Genomic DNA, 15,979 nt, shown 5'->3' with positions numbered 1-15,979 from the left:
CCGCCCTCTATTTAATGGAGAGTAACAAAAATGAGCACAGGTACAATGGTCGGCGTTAGCACAGGTTTAGAACCATATTTTTCCTTTTCATACTACAGAAGTGGAAGACTTGGTAAATTTATTGAAGTAAAAGCAAGTATTGTACAGGAATATCTAGACGAAAATCCGGACGCGGATCCAAATAATTTACCACATTGGTTTGTTGCTTCCATGGATTTAACTCCAGAAGCGCATGCTGATACACAATGTGTAATCCAGCGTTGGGTAGACAGTTCTATTTCCAAAACGGTAAACGCACCACGCGGATATACCGTTGATCAGGTAGAAAGTGTTTACCGCAGATTATACAATGGTGGAGCAAAAGGCGGAACTGTCTATGTAGACGGTAGCCGTGATTCACAAGTGCTGACACTAAAAGCGGAAGAGAATACTATCGGCGAGCAAACAGAGTTATTTCAAGAGACAGAAAAACCGAAAGTCGTATTAATGGACACCGTACAGGAACTGGAAAAAACGAATGTAACGATCGGTTCCGAAGTCGGGGACACATGTCCGGTTTGTCGGACAGGCAGTGTTGAAGATATAGGTGGTTGCAATACTTGTACAAGCTGTAACGCCCAACTGAAGTGCGGTTTATAAATTATTTACCCAATTAGAAAGAGCTAACGAAAACCGTTAGCTCTTCTTTGGCTTGTCTTACTTTCCGATTTACTGTATTCTCATAGTATAGAAACATTGTTGCAGTAACTAAAAATTATTCTTGAAATGAGGAGATTTTATGCCTACACCCAGTATGGAAGATTATATTGAACAAATATACAATTTAATTGAGACGAAAGGCTATGCGCGGGTAGCTGATATTGCAGAAGCATTAATGGTACATCCATCCTCTGTAACAAAGATGGTTCAGAAACTCGATAAAGACGAGTATTTGAACTATGAGAAGTATCGAGGACTTGTACTTACTGCCAGAGGGAAAAAAATTGGCGAAAGGTTGGTATTTCGACATGAATTATTGGAGGAATTTCTTGGTATAATTGGTGTCGATAAAGAAAAGATTTATGAGGATGTGGAAGGTATCGAACATCACCTTAGCTGGAATTCAATTGATCGGATTGGAGACTTAGTAAATTATTTCAAATCTGATAAAAACCGCGTATTGCAATTAAGGCAACTACATATGGAAAATGAAAAAGACTAAAAGTAATCATCCTTACCATATATTCGAATAATGAGTTCTATTTTCCCTCTCTTGTGCTTAAAAATATAAAAAGAAGAATAAGGGAGAGAACTCATGAAAATTGATGGTGTGTTTTCTGGTGGTGGAGTAAAAGCTTATGCGTTTGTAGGTGCACTCAAAAGCATAGAAACGAACACATTACAATTGGAACGTGTTGCGGGTACTTCTGCTGGAGCCATCGTAGCATCGTTTGTAGCTGCCGATTATTCAACGGATGAAATTAATGAAATGCTTGGTGAATTAGATTTAAAAGAACTTTTAGACCCTCCCTGGTTAAGTAAATTAATCCCTTTTAGTAAATGGTTTTTTTTATATTTTCAACTAGGCATATACAAAGGTGATAAGCTAGAACAATGGCTATACAGGCAGCTAGCTAAAAAAAATATTTATACATTTCATGACCTTCAGCCGGGATATCTTAAAGTTATTGTAAGTGACCTGTCATTAGGAAAATTAGTTGTCATACCGGATGATTTAAAACGGATATATAATATCGAACCAAATTATTTCCCCATCTCAAAAGCTGTGAGAATGAGTGCTGGGTTTCCCTATTTTTTTATGCCAAAAAAACTACCTGGAAAATCAAACAATAAAAGTATAATCGTTGACGGAGGATTATTAAGTAATTTTCCGTTATGGGTATTCGAAAATAGTAATAATAGAAGTGATCGGCCAATTTTAGGTGTGAAGTTAAGTGATACTGTCGAAAAACAGCATCCTCAAAAGGATATTAAAAACGCTTTTGATATGTTTCTAGCACTGTTTTCTACAATGAAGCAGGCACATGATACCAGGTATATTTCCAAATCGTATGATAATCATATTATCTTTATTCCTGTAGAAGATATCGGGACCACCGATTTTCAAATTAATGAGGAAACAAAGGGATTGTTAATGGAATCTGGAATGAAGAGTGCAGATCATTTTCTAAAGCATTGGCCAAAATAGGAAATCAATAGGAAGCAAAAGGAACCACCTCCATACTTCCTCAAAAAGAAAACCGAGCTGTCCTAAAAGGAAGCTCGGTCTTTTTTCTTATGTTTATTTCCATCAATCACCCGTAGGTGTGGTGCACGTTTATTTACTTTTCTCTTTATTTGCGTTTGTTGCTGTCTATTAGCTGTTGCTGTTTGGTGTGTTGCCTTAGGCTGCTTATATTTTGCTTTTGATTGTTTGACAGCTTTTTTGTATTTTTTCATGTCATTAGAAGGGGTTTTTTTTCTGAGAAATACAAAATAGAATACCGCAAAAATAGCTATACCAATCCCGAGTGTAATAAAAATACTGGTGAAGAAATTTGCTGTGTTTGTGAATAGTTGTGACACAATCCCTATCACTGCTAAGCCGATAAGTGTATAGATTAATACGGACATTTTATTGCGAGCCATCAGAAAGTCCTCCTTTCATATTTCTCATTTATTATCTGTATACCACAAATCAGATTTTTATATCATGATTTTCCCAAAAACCTGTAAAAAAAGATTTGTTATCCTAGATTCTTTCCTTATCAACTTAAAGTATTCAGCCAAAGTGAAATTTTTAACTACTTTCTAAACCGACTATTGTTAGTATCTCTATTTTACTAGAAAAAATACATAATAACTAGCCTTTATTTTTAAAAAGATTGCTTATGATAGGTTTTGGGGTAATTGGTCATAATACAGATGGAGGTGGATATAATGAGTGACGAAAATCAGCGATTAGAACTAAATAAAAATGAAGATTCCAGGACCATACTATCCCGTTCCTTACTAACAGGTTTCATTGGTGGGATGCTTTGGGGTTTTATTGGAGTAATTATGTATTATTTCAATTTTTCCGAAGTAAGCCTGAAAAGTTATTTGTTGCGTTCATGGACAACAGCAGCGTGGACGGATACCTGGTTAGGTGATGTTGTGTCTATCTTATTGATTAGTGTGATTTCTATAGTGACAGCTTTTATTTACCACGGGCTATTTAAAAAAATAAACTCCATGTGGATTGGAATCGCATATGGAATTATCCTTTGGGGTATTGTTTTTTATGTGCTCCAGCCCATTTTCCAAAACGTCCCACCAGTTGCTGATCTTAGTGCAAATACGATTGTATCAACCATTTCGTTATATATTCTATACGGAACTTTTGTTGGCTATTCTATATCGTATGACTTTCATGATACAAAATTAAAAGAATCCAAAAGGCAGGCCAATAACTAATATACTCTAGCACGCATTCCATACAATCATTATTCAAATGTATTCTTTTATGATACACTGAAGTCCGCAGTATATCGCTTTGTAAAAGAATTAGAAAGGGTTGAATACATTGGATAAACTTACAAAATTAAGAAATACACTGGAAGCTAACAATTTAGATGCCATTTTAATTACAAGTGCCATTAACAGACGCTACATTACGGGATTCACCGGGACTGCGGGGGCTGCCATTATCAGTAAGAATGAAACACGATTTATTACAGATTTCAGGTACACAGAACAGGCAACAGAGCAGGCAACAGGGTTTGACATAGTAGAACATAAACAAGCTATAGAATTAGAAATTAAAGACCAGGTAAAAAATATGAATGTTAAAAGGCTTGGTTTTGAAAAAGAGCACGTAACCTACAGCAAATACGAGGACTATAAACAGGTTATCGAAGCAGAATTCGTTCCAGTTAGTGGTCTAGTGGAAGATCTCCGTTTAATTAAAACGGCTAATGAACTATCCATTATGAAAGAGGCTGCGAAAATCGCGGATGATGCATTTGAACATATTCAATCCTATATTAAACCAGGGGTTAAGGAGATTGATATTTCAAATGAACTTGAATTCTTTATGAGAAGGCAAGGAGCTACGTCCTCGAGTTTTGATATAATCGTTGCATCAGGTAAACGCTCAGCGCTTCCGCATGGCGTTGCTTCAGACAAGGAAATCAAATCAGGAGAACTGGTTACATTAGATTATGGTGCCCTGTACAGGGGATATTGTTCCGATATAACCAGAACCTTTGCGGTCGGGGAAATAAATGATGAGCTAAAGACGATTTATAACACAGTATTAGAAGCAAATTTTCGAGGTGTTGATGGCATTAAACCGGGCATTACCGGTAAGCGAGCAGATGCATTAACAAGGGATTATATTAAGAAGCAAGGCTATGGTGATTATTTCGGCCATTCAACAGGGCATGGTTTAGGTCTCGAAGTGCATGAAGGACCAAGTCTATCCTTTAGAACAGATAAGAAGCTGGAAACAGGTATGGTGGTTACTGTTGAACCGGGGATTTATGTGCCAGGTGTTGGAGGGTGCAGAATAGAGGACGATATCGTTATTACAAAGACAGGAAATGAACGATTGACATTTGCTAATAAAGATCTCATTCAACTATAAGCTTTTGATTTAGGGTAAGGGAGGAAATAAACATGATTTCTGTAAATGATTTTAAGACAGGTTTAACGATTGAGGTGGACAATGATATATGGCAGGTCATGGAGTTTCAGCATGTAAAGCCTGGTAAAGGAGCAGCTTTTGTTCGATCAAAACTCCGTAATTTACGAAGCGGGAATATTCAGGAAAAAACATTCCGTGGTGGAGAAAAGGTAAGCAAAGCACATATCGAGAATAGCAAAATGCAATATTTATACGCTTCTGGTGATACCCACGCATTTATGGATACAAACACATATGAACAAGTTGAATTACAGACAAGTGATATTGAAGATGAACTAAAATTTATGAAAGAGAACATGGAAGTTCAAGTTATCACATATGAGGGGGAAATTCTAGGTGTAGAGCTGCCTAAGAATGTTGAGCTGGAGGTAACAGAGACAGAGCCCGGCATCAAAGGGGATACAGCAAGTGGTGGTTCAAAACCCGCAACACTAGAAACCGGTCATATTGTACAAGTCCCGTTTTTTGTTAACCAGGGAGAAGTCTTGGTCATTAGCACAACAGATGGAAAGTATGTATCAAGAGCTTAAAATTTAAAAGGCTAAAAACAGTCCGCTATTTATATGGCGGGCTGTTTTTTTATTCGTTTCTGCTAGCTTGTCATATTTTAATCCATTGTACATACATTTATTATAAAGCTACTACTAGAAGTGAGGACATGCTATGGAGGAAATTTTAAAGTTATTCCCTGCTGAAATGAGGCAAGCCATAAACGCTAAAATCACGGATAAATGGCAGTCATTACAGGAAATTCGTTTTCGCCTGCATCACCCTGTTGAACTAATTTTTGATAGGGGGACTGAGTGGGTGGCTGAGACGAGACCAACTAAACAGGACAGCATATTTATAGTGAATCAATTGAGTGAGTTTTCATTATACCGAATGGAAGACGAGCTTCGGGAAGGCTATATTACGATTGAGGGCGGCCATAGGGTTGGACTTGCCGGTAAAGTAAATACAATAAATGGAAATGTCAAAGCAATTCAATATATAACATTTTTTAACATTCGAATTGCCAAGGAAGAAATCGGAGCAGCGTTACCGGTTATTCCGTATATGCACCATAAAACTTATCTTAATACACTTTTCGTTGGACCGCCTCAAACTGGTAAAACAACGTTAATACGGGATGTTGCAAGGCTGATTGCTACAGGGTGGCGTAATATATCCCCACAAAAAGTTGGTGTAATTGATGAGCGATCTGAAATAGGTGCTTGTATAAAAGGTGTGCCACAACATGATTTAGGGCTTAGAACAGATGTTATGGATGCCTGCCCGAAAGCAGAAGGCATGATGATGATGATTCGATCAATGTCACCAGATGTACTTGTCATTGATGAAATAGGAAGTAGAAAAGATGTAGAGGCTTTAATGGAGGCAATAAATGCAGGGGTTATTGTTATTTGTACGATACATGGGGATACATTGGAAGATCTAAAGAAACGCCCATCCTTACAGCCCTTATTCGAGCAAAAGGTGTTCAGCCGAATAGTCCTATTAGAAAAACATAATCATCCAGGACATATTCGACAAATTTATAATAAAGAAGGAAAAAATATTTTACAGAAATCGGGGTGCTTACCGGGTGAAGTGGATTGGAGCACTTCTTTTCATAGGCACAACAACATGGGTAGGGTTTGAGTGGAGTCAGGCCCTGAGCAATAGACCAAAGCATATTCGACAGCTGAAAAATGCGCTGCAAATATTGGAAGCTGAAATCCTATATAGTCAATTACCTTTAAAAGATGCATTTACAACCATCGCGAATCAGATCCCTGATCCCACGAGATCATTCTTTCATGATTTAAGTACTAGTATGCAGGGGGACAAAATAGATTTGGTTGGCCTATGGGATAAACATGTGAACGCATTGCTGAAAGAGTCCGCTTTAGGCAGTAATGAAGGGGAAATTTTGAAACAATTCGGGCGAACCCTAGGGCAACATGATTTTCACCAACAACAAAAGCATATTCAATTAACGGTAAGTCACCTGAATCGAGAACTGGAGGAAGCAAGAGACCACCAGTTTAAATATAGCAAAATGGCTAAGAGCTTAGGAGTCTTATGCGGGCTATTCATCGTATTGCTGCTCATGTAGTATTAGCAGGAAAGGGGTACATCCATGCTTACAGATGCATCCATTTTATTTCAAATTGCTGGGATTGGAATTATTGTGGCATTAATTCATACCATTCTGAAACAAATGGGAAAAGAGGAAATTGCACAATTTGCCACACTGTTAGGGTTTATTATCGTTCTCGTCGTCGTTATAAACAGTCTATCTGATTTATTTCAACAGATTAGATCTGTATTTCTTTTCCAGGGGTAGAATACATGGATATCTTACAAATCGTAACACTCGGTATTATCGCTACCATTTTATATATCGTCTTAAAAGATTTACATGCTTCATTTGCTTTTTTTCTTATTTTAATTACTGCCATAATTATTTTCTTCGTTGTGGTTCAGCAAATTGGGACAATCATTCAATTGATTGATTCATTGGGGAAAAGAGCGAATATTGACGGGATGTACCTGGAAACCATTTTAAAAATTATTGGTATTGCTTATCTGGCTGAGATTGGATCAAGTATAACGAAGGATGCTGGTCTCCAGTCTGTTGCAGCAAATATTGAGCTTGCAGGAAAAGTGTTTATTTTATTACTTGCTATACCGATCATCACTGCATTAATAGAAGCTATTATAAGCTTCCTACCTGCTACATAATCAGCTTAAGTTTCTAAAGGGGAGAATTCAAGTGGATGAGACCTAATAAGTTATTCCTTATCATTTTCTTCACATTCATTTTATTCCCTGTTGGACTTTCCAATGTGTATGCAGAGGACCAACCAGAGCAGCAAACAGAGGACCTGGAAGATGCCATCCTTGAAGAAGTCTCCTTAGAAGGAGTAGAGGAGCATTGGAACTCACTAGTACATGAGTATGGTGGCTATTTACCTGAACTTGAGAAGACTAGTATCTATGATTTTATAAAAAATGACGGAGGATCATTTTCGCTGCAAAGTACATTAACAGGTATTGTTGAATATTTATTTCATGAGCTGATTCAAAATGGAAGATTACTTGGCCTATTATTGATACTCACCCTTTTTTCTGTCGTATTGCAAACCATGCACAATGCTTTTGAGCGCAGCGCAGTTAGTAAGGTTGCATATTTTGTAGTCTATATTGTACTTATATTTTTAGCATTGAATAGCTTTTATTCAGCTGTTTCATATGCGAAAGAAGCAATTGATACAATGAGCAGTTTTATGATTGCTCTATTACCACTTGTACTTGGATTGATGGCAACTTTCGGAAATGTTCTTGCAGTATCTTTCTTTCACCCCATTATTATTTTTTTAGTTAACGTAAGTGGTGTGCTTGTTTCCAATTTTATTTTGTCATTATTATTCCTTTCTGCTTTGTTATTAATTGTGAGCAGTTTAAGTGATGAATATAAAGTTACGCATTTAGCGGATTTATTTAAGACAGTTGGGATGGGAACACTTGGGGTGTTTTTTACTATATTTCTTGGTGTCATGTCCGTGCAGGGAGCTGTCAGTGCAGTTCAGGACGGCGTGGCTATGAAAACAGCAAAATTTGTGACGGGAAATTTCATCCCTGTTGTTGGGCGGACATTTACAGATGCAGCAGATACAATTTTAAGTGCAACTCTGTTACTGAAAAACGCTGTAGGCGTGGTTGGTGTTATTATTATCATCTTTGTTGCGCTGTTTCCTGCAATCAAGATATTTGCGATTGCAGTCATTTACAAAATAGCAGCTGCTGTATTACAACCAATTGGAGACGGGCCTGTGATTACGACTCTGAATACGATCAGCAAATATATTGTCTATGTATTTGCTTGTTTATTGGCAGTATCTTTTATGTTTTTCCTTGCCATTGTAATTATCGTTGCAGCCAGTAATATTACTTTACTCTTACGATAGGATGATTCACATGGACGCGCTTATACAATGGGTTACACAAATTATCATATTTTTACTATTAGCTGCGATAATCGACTTGCTAGTTCCTGCAACAAGTATGAAAAAATATATCAAGTTAGTTGTTGGATTAATTCTGATTTTAATATTATTACAGCCAATCTTCTATCTTTTTAACATCAATATTCAAAATGAGCTGGAGTCCTCATTCCGACAGCTTTCCGAGGGAAATTCCAGCAATGAATCAGTAGAAAATTTGATCGAATTGCAAAAAAATGAAATACAAGGCTCACAAGATGCATATATTTTAGAACAAATGGCTGTCCAATTAAAAGATTTAGCAGAAGATCCTTTACTGGAAGAACATCAAGCAGAAATTAGAGACATTCAATTTCTTTTTTCATCAGAAGAGGATCACACTTTTGAAAATCTGGAAGAAGTCATTGTTTATCTACGCGAAGCAGATGAAGAGGGTGAGGAGGGAGCAGTGGATTTAGTAGAGGATGTAGAAATTAATACGGATGATGAACCGGTCGTAGAGCAAGAAGAACAGGATAATGAAGAAATTAAAGCCTTATTACGTGAAGTCTGGGAATTGCGTGATAAAGAAGTGACCATTACATGGGAGGGAGGGACATCTTGATACCAAAATTTGAAAAATTCTTTCGATCAAAAAATAGTGATAACAGCACGAAATCTCCATCCAAGAAAAAAGGATATATAGTCGTACTTGCTTTAGTTGGGCTATTGCTGCTTCTTTTAGGCAATGTATTCACTTCACCATCAGACGAGTCTAATATGGATCCTGCCAATTTTGATGATAATGAAATGGCAGAAAACGATTCACAAGAGACAGGCTCAGAAGAAGTGTCTGCAACTATGGATGTAGAGGAACTGGAAGAGAGTTTTAAAAATGATTTGGAAGGTATGTTGAACAAAATACAAGGGGTGTCAGAAGCCGAAGTAATGGTTAATTTGGATTCAACAAACATTAAAGTTTATGAAAAAAATCTAATAAAAGGCATGCAGACTACAGATGAGAATGATACCAATGGTGGAACAAGGCAGGTAGAAGATAGTACAGAAGAATCGCAAGTGGTCCTAGTCAGGCAAGGGGATAAAGAAGTTCCTTTATTAACAACTACAGAGAAACCGGAAGTCAGAGGTGTATTTGTAGTAGCGAAAGGAGCAGATCACGCCAATGTAAAAAACTGGATGGTAGAATCGATATCTCGCGTACTCGATGTTCCAACACATAGGGTTTCTGTAATGCCAAAGAATTAAGGAGGAATAATTAATTATGTTAAAAAAACAAACGGTGTGGCTATTAACAATGTTGAGTTTAATGATTGTACTAAGTGTCTATTATATGACTTCGGATAGCGAGGATATAGCCTATATTGATGATGGACAAAGTGATCAGGGAGAAGCAGTGACAACTGACTCCGAAGCAGAAACAGAAGGAGAAGCTGGAGCAGAGGTAGAAGATATTAATAATGTTGGACAAGATGAATTGTTCACAACATTACGGATGGAGGTTCAGGACCAGAGAAGTATGGAAAAAGACCGTTTAACAGATGTTGTGGCTTCAAGCACAGCTTCTTCAGATGAGAAAGACCAAGCACTAAAAGATATTGATGTATTAGAAGAAGCAGCAACAAAAGAAACTATCCTAGAGGAGCAAATAATGGGGGCTGCTGCATATCAGGATGTATTAGTCCGTTCCGAAGATGACAAAGTACATGTTCATGTGAAAGTGGATAGCTTATCTGAATCAGAAGCTAATAACATTATGCAGATGGTGAGAGATGAGTTTGGCGAAGTAGTAGTAGATGTTAATTACCAGCCAACGGAAAGTGAAGGCGAAATGGAAAGCGAAGACGATATGGAAAGTGAAGGCGAAATGGAAAGCGAAACGGAAAGTGAAGGCGAATAATATATTAGCATAAATTCATCCGGGCGCTAAAGAGTCGTCCGGATTTTTGCTGTGCTTCAATAATTACAGATAATCACACTAGCAACTACACTATAATATTGTTATAATTAAACAAGTATTGATAATAATTTTCTAGATAAAAATGAAGGAGCGGGCGAAATGTTAAAAGTTCAGGAATTGAGGGAGATCATTAAATTAATCGACCAATCATCCATCAATGAATTTACATATGAAAACGATGGGACAACCATTACAATGAAAAAGTCAAATGGAGAGCAAAGGGACCCTGTACAGGAGAAACCGGTAGAACAATTAGAACAACAGGCACCGGAAGTAGCAATAAAAGAAGAAACTGTTAAGGTAACAGAAGAACAAGAGTCAGCTGAAGAATCCAAATCCCAACAAGAAAATAATACAGTATATGATTATGAAATTGTATCTCCAATGGTTGGTACACTGTATATAGCACCAACTCCCGAAAGTGATGCATATGTAACCAAAGGAACAATGGTGAAAGATGATACGGTTGTTTGTATTGTTGAAGCAATGAAATTATTCAACGAAATAGAGGCAGAAGTAACTGGTGAAATCGTAGAAATTATGGCTGAAGACGGCGAACTTGTAGAATATGGCCAGCCTTTATTCCGAGTAAAGAAGCAGTAAGGGGATGGAGAGATTGATTAAGAAATTGTTAATTGCCAACAGAGGTGAGATAGCAGTAAGAATTATCCGTGCGTGTAAAGAGATGGATATCGAAACGGTTGCCGTGTACTCTGAAGCAGATAAAGAGGCCTTGCACGTTCAATTAGCAGATGAGGCATATTGTATTGGGCCTGTTTTAAGTAAAGATAGCTATCTTAACTTTACGAATATCATGAGTGTAGCTACATCAACAGACGTTGATGCCGTTCATCCGGGCTACGGGTTTCTAGCTGAAAATGCTGATTTTGCGGAAATATGCAGGGCATGTAATATAAGTTTTGTCGGCCCAACTCCTGAGGCAATTCAAAAAATGGGAATAAAAGATGTAGCGAGAGACACAATGAAGGAAGCCAATGTCCCAATTGTTCCAGGTTCGGAAGGTGTAATTGATAGTGAGCAGCAGGGAATTGAAATTGCTAAAGCAATTGGTTATCCTGTAATTATAAAAGCGACTGCCGGAGGTGGTGGCAAAGGAATTCGAGTTGCTAAAACAGAGGAAGAGTTAATTAAAAGCATTCAAGTGACACAGAAGGAAGCTGAAACTGCATTTGGAAATCCTGGTGTATATATTGAAAAGTACATCGAAGACTTTCGCCATATCGAGATCCAAATTTTAGCAGATAAGCACGGAAATGTAGTACACTTAGGGGAAAGGGACTGCAGCATTCAAAGAAGGCTACAAAAATTAATTGAAGAAACTCCTTCTCCAGCAATAACACCTGAAATACGTAAAAAAATGGGTGAAGCAGCTGTCAAAGCTGCAGAAGCTGTAGCTTATGAGGGCGCTGGTACAATTGAATTTATTTTTGACAGAAGAAGTAAAGAATTCTATTTTATGGAAATGAATACAAGGATTCAAGTAGAGCATCCAGTTACAGAAATGGTTACAGGTATTGATTTAATAAAAGAGCAAATAAACATTGCGAACAATGAAAGATTATCTTTTAAACAAACAGATATAGATTTTGATGGCTGGGCAATTGAATGCAGAGTCAATGCCGAGAACCCATTTAAAGATTTCATGCCCTCAGCTGGTGAGATAGACATGTATCTCCCTCCTGGTGGGTTAGGTGTAAGAGTTGATTCTGCTGCATATCCTGGTTATAGGATACCTCCCTATTATGATTCCATGATTGCCAAATTGATAGCATACGGGTCAACTCGCGAAGAAGCTATTAAACGTATGAAACGTTCATTGGACGAATTTGTAGTTGAAGGGGTACATACAACGATTCCCTTTCATCGGTTAATTATGGAGCATGATGTTTTTGTGAAGGGAGATTTTAATACGAATTTTCTGGAGGATCATCCGATTTTAGAAGCGGATGAATAATTTGGATTTGTATTTTCAAAAAATACAAATACGAGGAGTGAGATAATGAGTGAACAACCATTGTTGAATGTTAGTGATGATTCAGGTCTAGGTACAGTTGAAATAGCTCCGGAAGTAATTGAGGTTATTGCAGGGTTAGCATCTACAGAAGTGGAAGGCCTTTTTGCGATGCGGGGTAATTTTGCTTCAGGTGTGGCAGAACGCCTTGGGAAAAAGGCCCATAGTAAAGGCGTTAAAGTTGAACTAACCGATAATGGAATTTTAATCGATCTTTATGTAATATTAAATTTTGGTGTCTCTATCCCACAAGTAGCACAAAACCTGCAATCAAGTATTAGACAGACATTAAAAGGCATGACAGCTTTGGAAATTGATGAAATAAACGTCCATGTTGTCGGTATCCAAATGGATAGTCAGACAGATACGTATGAATAAATGAATGAAGGTCAAAAGATTCTATCTTTTGACCTTCATTCTTTACCTTATTGTTTCTGGATTATATCTTATTATCGTGCTATTATTTGTAGAGGGTATAAGATACTTAAAAGGAGTTCTAAAATGAATCGACATACAGCGAGAGAAAAGGCATTTCAAATCCTTTTTCAATTAAATATAAATAACAATAGACCAGATCAGGCTATGGATGAACTTCTGGAAAATGAAGAAAGAGATGTGTTTTTAATAACACTTGTTGAAGGTGTTACGAACTCCGCTCCAGAAATTGATAAGATCATCGTAAATCACCTTGAAAATTGGTCACTGGAACGAATTGCCTTTGTGGAAAAAACGATACTCAGAATTGCTACATATGAAATACATTTTCTGGACGATATCCCGACAAATGTTTCGATAAATGAAGCTATTGAATTAGGGAATACGTACGGTGATGAGAAATCAGGTAAATTTATTAACGGTGTTCTATCGAAAATCATAGCGTGAGAGGAGATGTTGATTATGACTGCCACTATCATTAATGGTAAAGAATTGGCACATGAAATCAGAGGGAGTATGAAGGAGGAAGTTTCGCAGTTAATTATGAATGAAGGATTAACACCACACTTAACTGTAATTATTGTTGGAGACAATCCTGCATCAAAGTCTTATGTAAGAGGAAAGCAAAAGGCTTCTGATGAGACTGGTATTTCCTCTGATGTTATTGAACTTCCATCTTCTGTTACAGAAGAAAAGCTGCTACAAATGATTCAAGAGCTAAACAATGATCATGAGGTTCATGGCATTTTAGTTCAACTTCCACTTCCGGATCATATAAGAGAAGAAAACGTTATTGTCACGATCGATCCGGACAAGGATGTGGATGGTTTTCATCCCATAAATATAGGCAGAATGATGACAGGTGAAGATACATTTTTCCCTTGTACACCATACGGCATTATAACGATGTTAAAATCGAAAGACATTCAAATAGAAGGAAAGCATGCAGTCGTAATCGGTCGAAGCAACATCGTAGGCAAGCCGGTTGGCCAATTGTTACTTAATGAAAATGCGACTGTTACATACTGTCATTCAAGAACAGAAAATCTAAAGGAACATACGACTAGAGCTGACATCGTTATTGCAGCAATTGGAAAACCAAATGTGATAACCACGGATTATGTAAAACAAGGAGCTGCCGTTATCGATGTTGGTATTAATCGTTTAGAGGATGGCTCATTAACCGGCGATGTTGATTTTGATACTGTCAAACAAAAAGCTTCCTACCTAACACCAGTACCTAAGGGTGTTGGCCCAATGACAATAACAATGCTACTGAAAAACACGATCAAAGCCGCAAAAGGGCTGTCTAAACAGTGAAGGGTAATTATTTAACAGTTACTGCATTAACAAAATATATAAAAAGGAAGTTTGACACAGACCCTCACCTAAAAGATATTTGGCTTAAAGGTGAGATTTCAAACTTTAAGCACCATAGCAGAGGGCATATGTACTTAACAATTAAAGATGATCATACACGCATGCAAGCAGTAATGTTTGCTGGAAATAATCGATCGCTCAAATTTAAGCCTGAGAATGGCATGAATGTACTCATAAAAGGGAGTATAAGTGTTTTTGAGCCATATGGACAATACCAATTATATATTCAGCAAATGGAGCCTGATGGAATTGGCTCTCTATATTTAGCGTTTGAACAACTAAAAGAAAAGCTGCATAAACAAGGTTTTTTTGATCCCGTTCATAAAAGAGAAATTCCATTATACCCGGAACATATAGGTATTATAACATCTCCTACTGGTGCGGCAGTACGTGATATTATTACCACAATAAAGCGAAGATACCCGATTGTGAAAACGACAATATTACCAGTACTGGTACAGGGATCGAATGCAGCGTTATCGATTAAACAGGCAATTGAATCAGCAAATGAAAAAGCATTATTTGATGTACTAATCATTGGCCGTGGCGGAGGGTCGATCGAAGAATTATGGGGTTTTAATGAAGAATTAGTTGCTGAAGCTATATTTCATTCTGCGATCCCGACAATTTCTGCTGTAGGACATGAAACGGATGTTACCATCAGCGACTATATTGCCGATTTGCGCGCCCCAACACCGACAGGAGCAGCAGAACTTGCAGTGCCATCCCAAATTGAATTAAAAGACAGAATAAATGCAGGTGAGCGAGCTTTAACAAGAGAAATGAACGCAACCATTACAAAGCATAAAATTCATTTGCAGCGAATGAGGGGTTCATACGCATTTCGCTATCCGGAGCAGCTTTTAACACAAAAAGAGCAAGAACTTGATAAACATGTGGAAAGCCTGCAGCGGGCAGCAGTAAATCATAAAGATAAAAGTGATAAAGCATATAAGAATCTTTTGACACGTTTTGTCACGCAGCATCCAAAAAAACAGATTGAACAATCCCAAAAACAGTTGCATCAGTTAATAAGACAGCAAAACCAGCATATATCCCAAATTGTGGAACGAAATACATTGCAATTATCCAATACGATCGAAAAATTAACCTTATTAAATCCATTGGAAATAATGAAACGCGGCTTTGCTCTGCCTTATACTTCGAATGGAAATATAATTAAGTCAAGTAGACAAGTACAAATTGAAGATATTATTAAGGTCAATTTAAGTGATGGCAAGCTGGATGCAAAAGTTTTAGATGTAAAGGGGGAAGAAAAATGACTAAAGAAAGCGAAGAAGAGGTATCCTTTGAAGAGGCAATGAAACAACTGGAAGAAATAATAGCAAAACTAGAAGAAGGTGATGTCCCCTTGGAAAAGGCGATTAATTATTATCAGGAGGGGATGAATCTTACAAAGTTATGTAACGACAAACTAAAAAATGTTCAAGTTAAAATGACACAAATTATGAATGAGCAAGGAGAACTTGAGCAGTTTGAAATGCAGGAGGAAGAATAAC

The 15,979-nt window shown here is 37.3% G+C and carries 21 protein-coding genes and 1 pseudogene; 21 read left to right on the top strand and 1 reads right to left on the bottom strand.

Going from position 1 to position 15,979, the window contains the following annotated elements; translation table 11 throughout:
- Nucleotides 1–33: 33 nt before the first annotated feature.
- The 3 genes and pseudogenes from KFZ58_RS10270 to KFZ58_RS10260 form a co-directional block, all read left to right on the top strand.
- Nucleotides 34–639, top strand: a pseudogene (locus tag KFZ58_RS10270) (ribonucleotide reductase barrel domain-containing protein); the annotation flags it as partial.
- Nucleotides 640–778: 139 nt separating this feature from the next.
- Nucleotides 779–1,201: a transcriptional regulator MntR gene (gene mntR, locus KFZ58_RS10265; RefSeq protein ID WP_235791234.1), complete on the top strand. Its 423-nt coding sequence runs from the start codon at nucleotides 779–781 to the stop codon at nucleotides 1,199–1,201.
- A 93-nt stretch (nucleotides 1,202–1,294) separates the two neighbouring features.
- Nucleotides 1,295–2,188 carry a patatin-like phospholipase family protein gene (locus tag KFZ58_RS10260; protein ID WP_235791233.1) on the top strand — a complete coding sequence of 298 codons (894 nt, stop codon included), beginning with the start codon at nucleotides 1,295–1,297 and terminating at the stop codon, nucleotides 2,186–2,188.
- Between the two features lie 62 nt (nucleotides 2,189–2,250).
- On the opposite strand, the gene KFZ58_RS10255 is transcribed toward KFZ58_RS10260, so the two are convergent.
- A complete protein-coding gene (locus tag KFZ58_RS10255; protein ID WP_235791232.1) occupies nucleotides 2,251–2,628 on the bottom strand; it encodes an SA1362 family protein in 378 nt (125 codons plus the stop codon).
- A 291-nt stretch (nucleotides 2,629–2,919) separates the two neighbouring features.
- On the opposite strand from KFZ58_RS10255, the gene KFZ58_RS10250 reads away from it, so the two are divergent.
- The 18 genes from KFZ58_RS10250 (at nucleotide 2,920) to KFZ58_RS10165 (ending at nucleotide 15,978) form a co-directional block, all read left to right on the top strand.
- Nucleotides 2,920–3,435: a YqhR family membrane protein gene (locus KFZ58_RS10250; RefSeq protein ID WP_235791231.1), complete on the top strand. Its 516-nt coding sequence runs from the start codon at nucleotides 2,920–2,922 to the stop codon at nucleotides 3,433–3,435.
- 109 nt (nucleotides 3,436–3,544) lie between these two features.
- Entirely contained in the window at nucleotides 3,545–4,606 is a 1,062-nt protein-coding gene (locus KFZ58_RS10245) for a M24 family metallopeptidase (RefSeq protein WP_235791230.1), read from the top strand.
- Between the two features lie 32 nt (nucleotides 4,607–4,638).
- On the top strand, nucleotides 4,639–5,196 hold the full coding sequence (efp, locus tag KFZ58_RS10240) for an elongation factor P (RefSeq protein WP_235791229.1): 558 nt from the start codon (nucleotides 4,639–4,641) through the stop codon (nucleotides 5,194–5,196).
- A 133-nt stretch (nucleotides 5,197–5,329) separates the two neighbouring features.
- Nucleotides 5,330–6,307, top strand: coding sequence for a stage III sporulation protein AA (gene spoIIIAA, locus KFZ58_RS10235; RefSeq protein WP_235791228.1), 978 nt, complete (start codon nucleotides 5,330–5,332; stop codon nucleotides 6,305–6,307).
- Nucleotides 6,252–6,764: a stage III sporulation protein SpoIIIAB gene (spoIIIAB, locus tag KFZ58_RS10230; RefSeq protein ID WP_235791227.1), complete on the top strand. Its 513-nt coding sequence runs from the start codon at nucleotides 6,252–6,254 to the stop codon at nucleotides 6,762–6,764. The genes spoIIIAA and spoIIIAB overlap by 56 nt, the downstream gene beginning before the upstream one ends.
- 24 nt (nucleotides 6,765–6,788) lie before the next feature.
- A complete protein-coding gene (spoIIIAC, locus tag KFZ58_RS10225) occupies nucleotides 6,789–6,995 on the top strand; it encodes a stage III sporulation protein AC (protein ID WP_235791226.1) in 207 nt (68 codons plus the stop codon).
- 5 nt (nucleotides 6,996–7,000) lie between these two features.
- Nucleotides 7,001–7,393 carry a stage III sporulation protein AD gene (gene spoIIIAD, locus KFZ58_RS10220; protein WP_235791225.1) on the top strand — a complete coding sequence of 131 codons (393 nt, stop codon included), beginning with the start codon at nucleotides 7,001–7,003 and terminating at the stop codon, nucleotides 7,391–7,393.
- Nucleotides 7,394–7,428: 35 nt separating this feature from the next.
- Nucleotides 7,429–8,619, top strand: a complete 1,191-nt coding sequence (gene spoIIIAE, locus KFZ58_RS10215) for a stage III sporulation protein AE (RefSeq protein WP_235791224.1) — start codon at nucleotides 7,429–7,431, stop codon at nucleotides 8,617–8,619.
- 10 nt (nucleotides 8,620–8,629) lie between these two features.
- Nucleotides 8,630–9,259 carry a stage III sporulation protein AF gene (gene spoIIIAF / locus KFZ58_RS10210; RefSeq protein WP_235791223.1) on the top strand — a complete coding sequence of 210 codons (630 nt, stop codon included), beginning with the start codon at nucleotides 8,630–8,632 and terminating at the stop codon, nucleotides 9,257–9,259.
- Entirely contained in the window at nucleotides 9,256–9,900 is a 645-nt protein-coding gene (gene spoIIIAG / locus KFZ58_RS10205) for a stage III sporulation protein AG (RefSeq protein ID WP_235791222.1), read from the top strand. The genes spoIIIAF and spoIIIAG overlap by 4 nt, the downstream gene beginning before the upstream one ends.
- A 16-nt stretch (nucleotides 9,901–9,916) precedes the next feature.
- Nucleotides 9,917–10,552 carry a SpoIIIAH-like family protein gene (locus KFZ58_RS10200; protein WP_235791221.1) on the top strand — a complete coding sequence of 212 codons (636 nt, stop codon included), beginning with the start codon at nucleotides 9,917–9,919 and terminating at the stop codon, nucleotides 10,550–10,552.
- Between the two features lie 159 nt (nucleotides 10,553–10,711).
- Complete coding sequence (accB, locus tag KFZ58_RS10195; RefSeq protein WP_235791220.1) at nucleotides 10,712–11,215, top strand: acetyl-CoA carboxylase biotin carboxyl carrier protein; 504 nt, start codon at nucleotides 10,712–10,714, stop codon at nucleotides 11,213–11,215.
- A 13-nt stretch (nucleotides 11,216–11,228) separates the two neighbouring features.
- The gene (gene accC, locus KFZ58_RS10190; protein WP_235791219.1) at nucleotides 11,229–12,587 is read left to right on the top strand and encodes an acetyl-CoA carboxylase biotin carboxylase subunit; all 1,359 of its coding nucleotides are present in this window, start codon (nucleotides 11,229–11,231) and stop codon (nucleotides 12,585–12,587) included.
- Nucleotides 12,588–12,632: 45 nt separating this feature from the next.
- Nucleotides 12,633–13,022, top strand: a complete 390-nt coding sequence (locus tag KFZ58_RS10185; RefSeq protein ID WP_235791218.1) for an Asp23/Gls24 family envelope stress response protein — start codon at nucleotides 12,633–12,635, stop codon at nucleotides 13,020–13,022.
- A 123-nt stretch (nucleotides 13,023–13,145) separates the two neighbouring features.
- Nucleotides 13,146–13,526, top strand: coding sequence for a transcription antitermination factor NusB (gene nusB / locus KFZ58_RS10180; protein WP_235791217.1), 381 nt, complete (start codon nucleotides 13,146–13,148; stop codon nucleotides 13,524–13,526).
- Nucleotides 13,527–13,541: 15 nt separating this feature from the next.
- Nucleotides 13,542–14,399 (top strand): bifunctional methylenetetrahydrofolate dehydrogenase/methenyltetrahydrofolate cyclohydrolase FolD, encoded by an 858-nt coding sequence (folD, locus tag KFZ58_RS10175; protein WP_235791216.1) that lies wholly within the window; start codon nucleotides 13,542–13,544, stop codon nucleotides 14,397–14,399.
- A complete protein-coding gene (gene xseA / locus KFZ58_RS10170; protein ID WP_235791215.1) occupies nucleotides 14,396–15,742 on the top strand; it encodes an exodeoxyribonuclease VII large subunit in 1,347 nt (448 codons plus the stop codon). The genes folD and xseA overlap by 4 nt, the downstream gene beginning before the upstream one ends.
- Complete coding sequence (locus tag KFZ58_RS10165) at nucleotides 15,739–15,978, top strand: exodeoxyribonuclease VII small subunit (RefSeq protein WP_235791214.1); 240 nt, start codon at nucleotides 15,739–15,741, stop codon at nucleotides 15,976–15,978. Before xseA ends, KFZ58_RS10165 begins: the two co-directional genes overlap by 4 nt.
- Nucleotide 15,979: the final 1 nt, after the last annotated feature.

This window comes from Virgibacillus sp. NKC19-16, from assembly GCF_021560035.1.
In the GTDB taxonomy this organism is placed as follows: domain Bacteria; phylum Bacillota; class Bacilli; order Bacillales; family Amphibacillaceae; genus Virgibacillus_L; species Virgibacillus_L salidurans.
Note: the sequence above shows the minus strand (reverse complement) of the source record. Positions and strands in the feature narration are given on the sequence as shown.